Origin of the sequence: Vibrio sp. ZF 223 (genome assembly GCF_003050585.1) — a bacterium.
GTDB classification, from domain to species: Bacteria; Pseudomonadota; Gammaproteobacteria; order Enterobacterales; family Vibrionaceae; genus Vibrio; species Vibrio crassostreae.
In genome coordinates, this window is record NZ_PIGB01000005.1 from 258,710 (window position 1) to 272,676 (window position 13,967).

The window sequence follows — 13,967 nt, forward strand, 5'->3', positions numbered from 1 at the left end:
CATTTTACTTGGGCCGAAGCCTACAGTAATAAATTAAAGATCGAACTTAACTTCGTCTAATAGTTTAATTGCTGCTGCGTGGTGGTCAGCAATTTGGTCTAGAGAAATTGTATCTGCTTTGAATTCACCCCATGAAGCAACAAGCTCAGAAGGTTTAACATCAGCTTTCACTGGGTATTCATAGTTCACTTCTGCATACATGCTTTGTGCTGTGTTACCCGATAGGAATTCCATTAGCTTAACGGCATTCTCTTCGTTTGGAGAGTATTTAGCCATTGCCATACCAGAGATATTCACGTGAGTACCCGTTGTCTCTTGGTTAGGGAAGTTAATGTAAACAGCGTCAGCCCAAGCTTTTTGCTCTTTATCGTTAACCATCTTGCCTAGGTAGTAGCTGTTACCAAGAGCAACATCACATAGGCCTTCTTTAATCGCTTTAACTTGTGCGCGATCGTTACCTTGAGGCTTGCGTGCTAGGTTAGCTTTTACGCCTTCTAGCCACTCTTTCGTTTCAGCTTCACCTTTGTGAGCGATCATCGAAGATACTAGAGAAACATTGTATGGGTGCTTACCGCTACGCGTACAGATCTTACCTTTAAATTCAGGCTTAGTTAGATCTTCGTAAGTAAACTCCTCACCTAGACGACCAACACGGTCACGAGAAGAGTAAACGCTACGTGTACGTGTTGTTAGAGCGAACCACTCATTGTTTGTATCTTGGTATTGAGCAGGAATATTCTTTTCAAGAACTTCGCTTTCAACAGACTGAACTAAACCTTGTTTAGTTAGCTCAGATAGACGACTGATGTCTACAGTTAACACTACGTCTGCAGGGCTGTATTCGCCTTCTTGAGCTAACTTTTCTGCTAAACCTTTTTTAGCAAACTTAACGTTTACTTTAATGCCAGTCTCTTTTGTGAATTCCTTGAACATTGGTTCAACTAGGAAAGGTTGACGGTAAGAGTATACGTTCACTTCTTCCGCAGCCATTGCAGCAGGGGCAATGACACTACACGCTAGAGCTGAAAGTGTTAGCAGTTTTTTCATGGTAAAATCCTTTATATCGAAATGATAATCTATATCAGTTGCGTTATTATATTCATCAGTAACACAATTACAATGATGTCCGACAAAAAAATTGTTCGCTCTGCGCCATCAGCCTCGCACTTTTGTAACAATTCATTTCAAAGCGACCACTTATGCGTGCGAAGCGTTGCCGGCTAGATCGGTTTATCTACATCAATCAAAACTACTCGACCATTAATAACAAAACCCCACAACCAATGGCTATGGGGTTTTCTTTGTCCTGCCTAACCCGTTCAGATTAGACAAATACTATCGATTATTTTACTGATACAAACTCTGGGTAAGCGCCGACACCACAATCGTGCATGTCCATACCTTCTAGCTCTTCATCTTCACTAACACGAATACCGATTGTTGCTTTAAGCACTGCCCATACCGCTAGGCTAGCACCGAATACCCATGCAAAGATTACTGCTGCACCCATTAGTTGAGCACCAAACGTTGCGTCAGCATTGCTTAGTGGCACAGCCATTAGACCGAAGAAACCACACACACCGTGTACAGAGATTGCACCTACTGGATCATCAATCTTAGCTTTATCTAGAGCGATGATGCTGAATACAACCAATGCACCAGATACCGAACCAATCGCTACAGCAAATAGAGGTGATGGTGATAGAGGGTCCGCAGTGATTGCTACTAGGCCAGCTAACGCACCGTTAAGAATCATTGTTAGGTCTGCTTTACCCCAAGTCGTTTTACATACTAGTAGTGCTGCGATTGCGCCAGCTGCCGCTGCTGCGTTGGTGTTAAGGAAGATTTGACCAACTGCTGTCGCGTTCTCGAAATCTGAAACCATCAATTGAGAACCGCCGTTGAAACCGAACCAACCAAACCAAAGAATAAATGTACCTAGTGTTGCAAGCGGCATGTTTGAACCAGGAATCGGGTAGATTTCACCGTTCTTACCGTATTTACCTTTACGAGCACCAAGTAGTAGAACACCAGCTAATGCAGCTGCTGCACCGGCCATATGTACGATACCCGAACCTGCAAAGTCACTGAAACCCGCTTCTGATAGGAAACCACCGCCCCAAGTCCAGTAACCTTCAACTGGGTAAATGAATGCTGTTAGTACTACCGAGAAGATAAGGAACGACCAAAGTTTCATACGCTCAGCAACTGCACCAGATACCACAGACATTGCAGTTGCAACGAATACTACCTGGAAGAAGAAGTCTGATTCTAGAGAGTGGTCTGCGCCTTCACCTTGAGTACCAATCAGAGTACCGAATGATGGCAACCAACCGCCTTCGCCGTTGTCGACATACATAATGTTGTAACCAACCACTAAGAACGCTGTACAAGCAATCGCGTACAAGCAGATGTTCTTAGTTAAAATTTCTGTTGTGTTCTTTGAACGAACTAGGCCAGCTTCAAGCATCGCGAAGCCTGCTGCCATCCACATTACCAACGCACCTGAAATGAGGAAGAAAAAAGTGTCTAGTGCGTAACGTAGTTCCGTTACTGTTGTTGTAAGTTCCATATTAAAGTCTCCAGTCCTTGTAATTCTTTAAAGTGCTTCAGCATCCATTTCACCAGTACGGATTCGTACGGCTTGGCTTAGGTCATACACAAAAATCTTACCGTCACCGATTTTACCTGTGTGTGCCGCTTGACTGATCGCTTCAACAACTCGGTCAACGTTTTCAGCTTGAGTAGCAATCTCTAGCTTCACTTTTGGTAGGAAGTCGACTTGGTACTCTGCACCACGGTACAATTCTGTGTGTCCTTTCTGACGACCAAAGCCCTTAACTTCAGAAACCGTCATACCTTCAATACCCACATCAGAGAGCGCTTCGCGTACATCGTCTAATTTGAATGGCTTAACAATGGCATTTATTAATTTCATATTCGTTCCTTAAATTCTTACTTAATCCGTTAATTCTCTTATAACAATCCAAGTAGCGTGCCAAAAAGTTAAGTGTTTGATTTTTAATCAAATACACATGATAGGACTATAAAAACAAAAAAGGCCGCACCAATATGGTGCGGCCTTTTCACTATCTTAATGCGTATTGCTCTTATTGCTCCAGATTTGGGCAACGGAGCCTTCAAAGCTCTGAATGACTAACAAATAGGTGTTAGAAACTAGTAACCTAAAAAATCCATCCAGCGTTCGATGAGTAGTTCAAAATCATCGATTCCACAGCTTGCTTGGCTTTCACAGTTATAGAAGTCGAACTCACTGCCCTCTTCCATTTCTTGCTCATGCGCTAACACGTTTTCTTGAATCGTGACTTCATCTTCATTGATGGCAAGGCTAATCTCTTTGCCAAGTAGCGTCACTTCATTGCTCAGGTCTTGTCGAGATTGCTCAATAAGCGCCATCACATGATCTAGTTTCTGCTTATCTTTGCCGATCTCTTCTTGTAACCAGCGGCCAACGATCTCGTGCCCCATACTGCACTTTACATAGTACTCGCCCATTAAAGTGTTTCTTGTAAATTCAAATTCCATAAAGGCTCCGCGCACTAATGACAGATAGGGTTAAAAATGAGGCGAGAGTATATAGCGAAGTCATCAAGAGATCGAGTCGCTCGTCTTCTAACATTCAGACATAAAAAAACGCCTACCGAAGTAGACGCTCTATCATTTGGGTTCCTCTAAATAGTTGGAGTGGCAGCTAGGCGACAAGTACGTTCATCCCTATGAGCATAGAAGCTCTATGTGATTAGGGTGAACGTACGCAGTCAACAACGCTGCCGCTACAAATATGACGAGGAACTAGGCTGGTTCTTGGAAAATAACCGTGTCCGCTTTTTCCGTGTACTGACCCATTTTATGGAAGTTCAGGTAACGGTATGTATCAGCAGCCGTTGCATTGATCTTATCAGCGTACTCTAGGTACTCTTCTTTCGTTGGAATACGACCTAGAATCGCACCAACCGCAGAAAGTTCAGCTGACGCTAGGTAAACATTCGCGCCTGTACCCAAACGGTTCGGGAAGTTACGAGTAGAGGTAGACATTACCGTCGCAGCATCAGCAACACGAGCTTGGTTACCCATACACAGTGAACAACCCGGAGTTTCAATACGAACCCCAGCACGACCGAAGATGCCGTAGTAGCCTTCTTCTGTCAGCTGATCTTTATCCATCTTGGTTGGCGGAGCCACCCATAGGCGAGTATTTAGCGAGCCGTTAAACTCTTCTAGCATCTTACCAGCAGCACGGAAGTGACCGATGTTCGTCATACAAGAACCGATAAACACTTCTTGAATCTCAGTACCTTGAACGTCAGAAAGAAGACGAGCATCATCTGGATCGTTTGGTGCACAAAGGATTGGTTGATCGATGTCAGCAAGATCAATCTCGATAACGTGCGCGTATTCCGCATCTGAATCAGCAGATAGCAACTCAGGGTTCGCTAACCACTCTTCCATTGCAGTGATACGACGCTCAATCGTACGAACATCACCGTAACCTTCCGCGATCATCCACTTAAGCATAACGATATTCGAGTTCAGGTACTCATCGATCGACTCTTGAGATAGCTTAACCGTACAACCTGCAGCAGAACGCTCAGCAGATGCATCAGAAAGCTCAAATGCTTGCTCAACAGATAGGTGCTCAACACCTTCAATTTCTAGTACACGACCAGAGAATTCGTTGATCTTACCTGCTTTCTCTACGGTTAGTAGGCCTTGCTTGATACCATAAAGAGGAATGGCATGTACTAGGTCACGTAGCGTGATACCCGGTTGCATTTCGCCTTTAAAGCGAACCAAGATAGATTCAGGCATATCAAGAGGCATAACGCCTGTTGCGGCAGCAAATGCTACCAAGCCAGAACCCGCAGGGAATGAAATACCTAGAGGGAAACGAGTATGCGAGTCACCACCTGTACCTACAGTATCAGGAAGAAGCATACGGTTTAGCCATGAGTGGATAACGCCATCACCCGGACGAAGTGAAACACCCGCACGGTTCATGATGAAATCAGGTAGCGTATGGTGAGTGTTTACATCAACAGGTTTCGGGTATGCAGATGTGTGACAGAAAGACTGCATTACAAGGTCTGCTGAGAAACCAAGACACGCCAGATCTTTAAGCTCATCACGAGTCATAGGACCGGTCGTATCTTGAGAACCGACTGTCGTCATTTTAGGTTCACAGTACTGACCAGCACGCACACCTTCAACACCACATGCTTTACCTACCATCTTCTGAGCTAGCGTGTAGCCTTTATCAGATGCAGATGGATCGATTGGTTTAGCAAACAGATCCGTTTCAGCTAGACCTAGAGCGTCACGAGCACGACCTGTTAGGCCACGACCAATGATCAGTGGAATACGGCCACCAGCACGCACTTCATCGAGAAGAACTTTGCTTAGCTCAAAGTTTGAAATTACAGAACCGTTCTTGTGAACAACACCTTCGTACGGGTAGATATCAATGATATCGCCCATGTTCATGTCTTGTACGTTCAGTTCAATTGGTAGTGCGCCTGAATCTTCCATTGTGTTGTAGAAGATTGGTGCAATTTTACCACCAAGACAAACACCGCCAGTACGCTTGTTTGGTACGAATGGGATATCTTCACCCATGAACCAAAGTACTGAGTTGGTTGCCGATTTACGTGAAGAACCTGTACCAACAACATCACCAACGTAAGCCAGTGGAATGCCATCTTTTTGCATTTCTTCAATTTGATTGATTGGACCAACGCTACCCTGCTCATCAGGAGTAATGCCATCACGTTCCATCTTCAGCATCGCTTTCGCGTGCACTGGGATATCAGGACGTGACCATGCATCAGGCGCTGGAGATAAGTCATCAGTGTTAGTTTCACCGGTAACTTTAAATACTTTAACGGTGATCTTTTCCGCTACTTTGTTTTTCGCTGTAAACCATTCAGCATCAGCCCAAGATTGAAGTACTTGTTGTGCAGATGCATTGCCCGCTTTCGCTTTCTCTTCTACGTCATAGAACGCATCGAACATCAGTAGAGTATGAGATAGAGCTTTAACAGCGATTGGAGCAAGCTCAGCATCGTCTAGTAGAGATACTAGAGATTCGATGTTGTAACCGCCTTGCATAGTACCAAGCAGTTCTGCAGCTTTTGCTTTGCTTACTAGTGGAGAAGCTACTTCACCTTTAGTGATAGCCGTAAGAAAGCCAGCTTTTACATAAGCAGCTTCATCTACACCCGGTGGAATGCGGTTTTCTAGTAGGTCAAGAATGATTTCTTCTTCACCTTGAGGTGGATTCTTCAGAAGTTCAACTAGGCCAGCTACCTGCTCAGCATCTAGTGGTTTTGGAACAACTCCTTCGGCAGCACGTTCTTCGACGTGTTTACGGTAGGCTTCAAGCACGACTTTTTTCCTCTCATTGCGGTTCACTTCTTCCCTTCATAATTGTTAGTAAAATAAAGAAGTGAACATCCTTGGAAACTTGGCTCTCCATTGCCATTTTTGTCATTCAATTTGTATTGATGAGCGGCGTCATAGAGGCCAAACTGTGGGCGGTAGAATAGCAAATTTAACGTTAAATTAAAATCTTATCATTTTGACCAACATAGCAAGTTAAGACGAAAGTCCCACTATTTTTGCCTAATTACGCACTTAAATGGCGACTCTACGCATGATTATTTGTAGGAAGTACCCACAATCAGATACACCGAATCGAAGTTATCTTCGGTTCGGCCATAAGCTAAAATGATCGGCCCGATGGGTGAATCGACTCCTGCGAAAACAGAACCCGCGGTGTACATTGGCGCTTCATCAATACTCAAATCATTGTTCGACCAAACACCACCATGTTCAATGGATGCCCCCACGTAGAATGGTGATTTAAAGAGACCGAAGTCATTTTCAAACCACTTATAGCGATAAATCAAACTGGTGTATGCTAAGTTTTGACCGATCAAGCTATTCCTTGGAATACCGGATAGATTGAGGAACCCTCCTAGCTCTTTCGGATCAATTGGAAAGACTGAATTTTTACTTTCTACAATGCCGTAATCGAGCTTTGCGACTAAAGTATGCTTCTCAATACTTTGTGCAGCCATGAAATTGGCTGAAAACTCATAAACCGTATCACTCTCAGACGTTAAATCCGATTCACCAACAGAGCTGTCATTATCAAAATCATCATGGGAGACAAGGTACTCCAAATCGACAAAGAAGCCCTTAGTCGGCAAGCTGAAATTATCCAAAGTATCCAGTCGATAGCCCATAAAGCCACCAATACGTTTATAGCCACCACTGCCCAATGAAGGTAAAGAAGCCACCTCAACATCCCCATCAGTATAGCGAAGGCCGAATTTCAGCTCTTGCCACAAGGTAGGTTGATAGCCTAATGCTAACTCTCCGACATACTCGCTATAAGTCATTGGAAAGTAGTCGTTCGTTACGTCTAGTGTTGGCTCTTCAATTTCGTCAATATCGACCGGGAGGTTTCTGTTCTGCTTACTGTAAACAATCGATGCTGAAGTGAACAATTTTTGGCTCGAAAAGAATGGCGAGTAGAGTTCGGCCTCAATTCGTTTATCCGTACCCATCTCGATATTGGTTCTTAACTCTGCACCGTGCGAGTTGATATCGGTAAAGTTGGCTGAAACACCGATCGAGTACTGGCTGGTAGTAGAGAAATCATCTTCAAGAAAGAAACGAAAGTTGAGGTAGTTTGGCCCCCAAGACTTTTCATCCACATTCACCGTAAGTTGCTCTTCACCGTCAACATTATCAAACTCATAAGTGACTAACTCAAATCTATCCAGTGCATAGAGGTCTTGCACTTTAGATTCAATTTCACTGGTCTTTAAGATCTTACCGGAATCTAGGTTTAAACGGTTTTCGATCAGCTTATCGGAATAGTGAGTATTGTTATTGATAACAACTCGGTCAACGACGGTCTTATCACCGTGCTTCAGCTGTCTGCGTGCTTTTTGTTTGTCCTCGATATAATGCTGATAGTCTGCGTTAGAGAGTGACAGCTTAGAAAGCTCAGAGCTATTCTGAATCGCTGCGTCATAACCGGCTTGGTAGGCACCCGGCATTTTATCGAATTCTGTCGTCTCCATTTGCCCAACATCAGGGCGTAGGAAAACATCATCATCGGTCAGTGTTTCAGCTTGCTCCTGAGTGCTGCGTTGAACCAGATAATTAGAAAGTTGGTCAGCTGCCGCTAGAAAATTCGTGAAGTCTTCTTTGCCTTTGTAATTGGTACTGATATCCACCGCAATGACAATGTCCGCTCCCATCGCTCTGGCAACGTCGACTGGCATATTATTGGTGACACCACCATCAACCAGCATTCGACCATCTAGCGAATAAGGGGGAAGCGCACCGGGTACCGACATACTGGCCATCATGGCATCGACAAGGTGACCATGATCGATGACCACTTCTTCAAGTTCGATAATGTCAGTTGCGACTGAACGGTAAGGAATAGCAAGATGGTCAAAAGAGTCGAGTGGAGAGAGGTTACCTGTGGTCTCACGTAGAATACGCAACATATTCTGACCTTGAACCACCCCTTTCCTTGCTTTGATTTCACCCCAACCTAAACCAAGGTCAGTGTTCAGTTGGTAACGGTCTTCATACTCTTTGTCACGCACTCGGCGATCACTACGGTTAACGCGATCACGATAACCACGATTCCAATCAACCGTATAAATAAAGCTCTCGATCTCGTCTGCGCTCATCCCTGTCGCATAAAGACCACCAACGTATGAGCCCATACTAGTACCGGTAATATAATCCACCGGGATTTGCATCTCTTCTAAGGCTTTAAGTACACCAATGTGAGCTGCACCTTTGGCACCACCACCAGCAAGAACGACAGCAACGGTTGGCCTTTTATGAGCTTGTTCAGCTTGCTGAGATTGATCAACCTGTGTCGCGGTAGATGCAAACAGCTGAAAACTGATTACAGTGCCCACAATACCTAAGCCGCTCACTATCCAACGAGAAATCATTCTTTAAACTATCCTTGTCATTCTTTTCTGTTATGACTTTACCACTGAAAAAGCTTCTTTAGCCACTGTTTTGGTTGACTTTCACAGCCCTTTTTAATGTTTCCATTCTCATCCCAAACAGGCAGTTTCACCGCACCATCACAGTCAAACTCTAAAGCCCCTTCAGAAGTTCGAGTAAAACTGGCCGTCGTAATCCCATTCGGCCAAGGCAGTAATAATTGCTCCGGAGTTCTATGTTTAAGATAATCGGCATAGACACGTAACGCACCACTTGAGCCCGTTAGTTTAGTCGGCTTATTATCATCGCGCCCTAGCCAGATGGTGGTGACTTCACGGCCATCAACCCCAACAAACCAACTGTCTCGACTGTCATTACTGGTGCCCGTTTTACCGGCTAACCCTGCCCAAGCAAACTGACCTTGTAGGAAACGACCCGTACCTTCCGATACACCACGCTTCATCGCATAAGTTGTTAACCAAGCAGCTTGCTGATCAACACTTTGCGATACGCGAGGGATTGATTGATACAGAACCTCGCCATCATTATCAACCACAGAACGAAGAGCAGACAAAGGTGCGATACGACCAGAGTTGGTAATGGTTTGGTACATCTGCGCTACTTGGAACGGAGTCAGTGAGAACGAACCCAAAAACATCGACGGCACTGGGCGTATCTCATTTTTATCGACACCCAGCTTTTCAATCGTATCCGAGACGCTATCAATGCCTAACTGCATGCCCAAACGAACGGTAGGTACGTTGTAAGACTTAGAAAGCGCCACATACAAGGGCACATCTCCGCGGAACTTACGATCGAAGTTTCTTGGGCTCCATACGCTGCCTTTACTGCCTTTCAAGCTCAGTGGCGTGTCCTTCAGTGTTGTCGCCAACGTGTACTTTTGGGGTTGTTCTAAGGCGGTTAAGTAGATTGCAGGCTTAACCAAAGAACCAATAGGACGACTCGCATTCAAGGCACGGTTAAAACCATCGTAGCCAGTACGTTTACCACCGACCATAGCTCGGATTTCACCGGTATTTCTATCCACAGCAATAGCTGCAGCTTCCAGTTTGTTACCTGCGGTTTTCGATAAATCAGGCACCTTACGTGCAATCGACTTCTCTAACTTGTCTTGGGAAACCGGATCCAAAGAGGTAAAAACTCGAATGCCTTTTTTCGCTTCAAATCGATCGCCGACATACTTCTTAAGCTCAATATTGACTTGCTGGAAGTAAGCGGGCTGACGGCTAGCAATACGTGGGTTGTCTTGAATATCCAAATCACGACTCGCCGCTTCTTCGTATTGTCGCGGAGTTAATATGTCTTGCTGCATCAACAAGCGAAGCACCAGATCGCGTCGAGTCTTAGCACGCTCAGGATAACGAACCGGATTGTAATACGAAGGTCCCTTTACCATACCGACAAGCAGTGCTAGCTGATCAATACGGAGCTCTTGAATAGGTTGACCGAAGTACAAGCGAGACGCCAAACCGAAACCATGAATCGCTTGCCCGCCATTTTGCCCAAGGTAAACCTCGTTTAAGTAAGCCTCTAGAATACGATCTTTGCTGTAACGATGGTCTAAGATAAGCGCAATGTAGGCTTCACGAACCTTACGCCACAATGTACGTTCACTGGACAAGAACAGGTTCTTCGCCAACTGCTGAGTCAGCGTACTACCACCTTGTACCGTGCGCCCGGCTTTAACATTCACCACCATCGCACGAGCGATCGCCAATGGCGAAACCCCATCATGTTGATAGAAATTTCTGTCTTCGGTCGCCAGTAGCGCATCAACCATCACTTCTGGGAATTGGTTACGTTTTAAGAACAGTCGTTGCTCGTCGTTGCTTTTCTCAAGCATGCCCAGCATTTTCGGCTCAACACGCAAATACCCCATGTCGCCTTTCTTCTCTAACGACTGAATTCGAGTTAACTCGTTACCGTTGAAATGCAGCATCACATGACGATCCGCTTCGGGTCCATCGACAAACTCGAACGGACGACGAATCATTTCAATCTTGGTTGAAGAAGAGGAGTATTCGCCCGGGTGACGAGGCGCGTTCACCTTACGATAATTAAGCACATCGAGCTCATTCTTAACCTGCACCAAACTCACTGGAGTTCCAGGAGACAGGTCTAGTACTCGCGCATAAACCACGGTTGGCAAATCAAACAGCTGACCTTCAAAACGCTGCTTGACCACAGAATCAAGATAAATACCGACAAACAACAGCAATGCCGCGAGCGCTATGCCCGCTTTCCAAGAAATACCCCACAGGATCTTCAACCAACCTCTTTGACCTGACTTCTTAGCCTTAGGTTTGGTCTTTTTCGCAGCCGCTCTTGGTTTTCTTGGCTTGGCTTTGGTCGCGGGTGACTTCTTTGTTGGCGCTTTTTTAGGTGGTGCCTTTTTTGGCGTTAACATTTTGGTCATCATCGATTCAACTGTCGTTTGGTTTTAGTGGTTGCTACATGGTTAGCAGGGTCATCCGGCCAAGGATGTTTTGGGTAACGGCCTTTCATCTCTTTTTGTACTTCTTTGTACGCGCCAGCCCAAAAGCCAGCTAAATCTTGAGTAATTTGCAGTGGTCGCTGTGCTGGAGAAAGTAGCTCAAGCACGACTTTTTTACCCCCTTGCGCGATCAATGGCGAGTCTTGTTCACCAAAGACTTCCTGCATTCGCACTGAGATCACGGGTTCAGACTGATATTGATAACGAATGGTCTTCTTGCTGCCTGTCGGCATCACATAGTGCGTTGGTAACCATTGGTCTATCTCTTGATTCAAAGGCCAACCAAGATAAGCAGACAATGCCTGTTCAACCGAAACACTAGCGAGCCCTTTTGCCGACTTAACGCCATTCAAATATGGAGATAGCCACTCATCAATATGTTCGACCAAACTCGCGTTATCCATCGCTGGCCAATCATGTTCAGGCATCCAAAGACCAGCACAGCGCACACGCTCAACCAGCTGTTTAGCCGAAGGTGTCCAATGTAATCGATCCAGCCCGCATCGAGCGACATAGTTGAGCAGCGCTTGGCTCGCCTGATTCGAATCGGGCTCAGGTAAAGCTTTGGTGCTGATAATCAGTTTGCCCAGGGACACTCGCTGCTCGGCAACTAAACGGCCACGCTTTTCATCCCAATCCGCATAATCTGAACAGACAAAGAGATTTGGAAACGCTTCTTCTAGCAGCGCAATATCAACCGCGGTGGCCAAGAAAATCTGACTGGCTCGCCCTGTGCTGCGCATCAAATCAATCACTACGATATAGTCATTGTTCGCCAATGGGTCATCGTCACGAACCTCGGCGCCGTGGCCATTAGCAAGACGGAAAGCACTGCTGGTCGCGCTTCTCACTTGTGCAATCCGATCCGGGAAGGCAAAACAAAGCACTAATGGTAGCAATGATTCGTCAGCTTGTGACAAATCTAAGTGATGATTGAGTTTGCTGGCGAGACTTTTCGCTCGCTGCATCACCACGTTATTTTTCGAATGTTTTCTTTGCTTAAGTCGGTGCAACGAATGCTGAATATCTGTGACGTTGCGTTCAGGCTCTTCAAGTAAAGCGGCTGCGACAATCGCAGCATTCAGCAATGCTTGGCCGTTCTGTTGCGCTTTTATCAGCATGCTGGCGATACGTGGTTCAAGGCCTAAACGTTGAGCCAGTTTACCTAGCGCCGTAAATTGACCATTGCTGTCTAATATCTCAAGGCTTTGCAGCAGTTGCTTGGCTTGCTCCACTGAAGCTTGGGGCGGAATGTCTAACCATTGCAACTCGTCTGCACTCACAGCGCCCCATTGCGTCAATTCAGACACCAACGAAGACAAATCAGAATGAAGAATCTCAGGCTCTGGTACAGCAGGTTGCTGCATTAGTTGCGTTTCACTGTACAAACGAACGCACAAGCCCTCTTCAATTCGTCCTGCACGACCCGCTCGTTGTTCAGCAGAAGATTGTGAGATTTTCACTTGCTCGAGCTTGGTGATACCAGTTTTCAAATCAAACTTAGCGACTCTTTCAAGCCCGGAGTCCACCACTAATCGAATACCTTCGATAGTCAAAGAGGTTTCCGCGATATTGGTGGCCAATACCACCTTTCGACGCCCTTTCTCTGATGACGCGATCGCTTTCTGTTGTAGAGGAAAGCTAAGTTGCCCATAAAGAGGACACACATCGATATGACCAGCAAGCTGTTCAAGTTGAGATTCCACCTGCTTAATCGCAGAAACGCCTGGTAAAAAAGCTAGAAGTGAGCCTGACTCTTTCTCCATCAGAGAGCGAATCACGCTAGCCATTTTAGGGGCTAGATATTCATTTGCGCTAAGAGGCTGATAACGGAAATCGACCGGAAAGGTGCGACCTTGTGATTCTACGTATTTGGCACTAGGCAATAAAGACTGCAGCGCGTGTTGATCTAAGGTTGCCGACATCACAACCACCTTTAGATCGTCACGCAATGCCTCTTGGATCTCTAAGCTAAACGCCAATGCGGTATCGGCGTGAATGCTGCGCTCATGAAATTCATCGAAGATCACCATATCAACCCCAGTCAATTCAGGGTCGGTTTGGATCATTCTTGTCATGATCCCTTCAGTGACGATTTCCAAGCGAGTTGAACTGCTGGTTTTAGATTCACCACGAACTCTAAAGCCAATGCTCTCCCCGACCTTCTCTCCCAATTGACTCGCCAAGTAAGTCGCAATATTTCTTGCCGCCAAACGCCTAGGTTCAAGCATGATAATTTTGCCTTGAACAGCATTGGTCTTAACCAGTTGTAAAGGGAAGAATGTTGACTTACCCGCACCGGGAGCGGCCTTTAGAATAAGTTGAGTATGTGTTTCTACGCCAGCGAGCAGATCTGGCATCACAGCTTCTATGGGCAGTTGTGGCAATGGGAGAACCTTGTGGTGTAATGTTGGCAACATTGTACATAAAAACCTACCTGTCTAAA

At 45.6% G+C, this 13,967-nt stretch carries 8 protein-coding genes; all 8 read right to left on the reverse strand.

Translation table 11 applies throughout. The features are described 5' to 3' along the window. Nucleotides 1–33: 33 nt before the first annotated feature. On the reverse strand, nt 34–1,047 hold the full coding sequence (locus CWO13_RS12730) for a Fe(3+) ABC transporter substrate-binding protein (RefSeq protein WP_048658180.1): 1,014 nt from the start codon (nt 1,045–1,047) through the stop codon (nt 34–36). A 295-nt stretch (nt 1,048–1,342) separates the two neighbouring features. Next, nucleotides 1,343–2,572, reverse strand: a complete 1,230-nt coding sequence (locus CWO13_RS12735; RefSeq protein WP_048658181.1) for an ammonium transporter — start codon at nt 2,570–2,572, stop codon at nt 1,343–1,345. 27 nt (nt 2,573–2,599) lie between these two features. After that, the gene (gene glnK, locus CWO13_RS12740) at nt 2,600–2,938 is read right to left on the reverse strand and encodes a P-II family nitrogen regulator (RefSeq protein ID WP_004738200.1); all 339 of its coding nucleotides are present in this window, start codon (nt 2,936–2,938) and stop codon (nt 2,600–2,602) included. Nucleotides 2,939–3,177: 239 nt separating this feature from the next. Then, nucleotides 3,178–3,546 (reverse strand): YacL family protein, encoded by a 369-nt coding sequence (locus CWO13_RS12745; RefSeq protein WP_019824378.1) that lies wholly within the window; start codon nt 3,544–3,546, stop codon nt 3,178–3,180. A 267-nt stretch (nt 3,547–3,813) separates the two neighbouring features. After that, complete coding sequence (acnB, locus tag CWO13_RS12750) at nt 3,814–6,402, reverse strand: bifunctional aconitate hydratase 2/2-methylisocitrate dehydratase (protein ID WP_057622291.1); 2,589 nt, start codon at nt 6,400–6,402, stop codon at nt 3,814–3,816. A 272-nt stretch (nt 6,403–6,674) separates the two neighbouring features. Next, nucleotides 6,675–9,008, reverse strand: coding sequence for a patatin-like phospholipase family protein (locus CWO13_RS12755; protein ID WP_102433048.1), 2,334 nt, complete (start codon nt 9,006–9,008; stop codon nt 6,675–6,677). Nucleotides 9,009–9,046: 38 nt separating this feature from the next. After that, the gene (gene mrcB / locus CWO13_RS12760) at nt 9,047–11,446 is read right to left on the reverse strand and encodes a penicillin-binding protein 1B (RefSeq protein WP_055319610.1); all 2,400 of its coding nucleotides are present in this window, start codon (nt 11,444–11,446) and stop codon (nt 9,047–9,049) included. Beyond that, nucleotides 11,443–13,941 carry an ATP-dependent helicase HrpB gene (hrpB, locus tag CWO13_RS12765; RefSeq protein ID WP_108083044.1) on the reverse strand — a complete coding sequence of 833 codons (2,499 nt, stop codon included), beginning with the start codon at nt 13,939–13,941 and terminating at the stop codon, nt 11,443–11,445. Before hrpB ends, mrcB begins: the two co-directional genes overlap by 4 nt. Nucleotides 13,942–13,967: the final 26 nt, after the last annotated feature.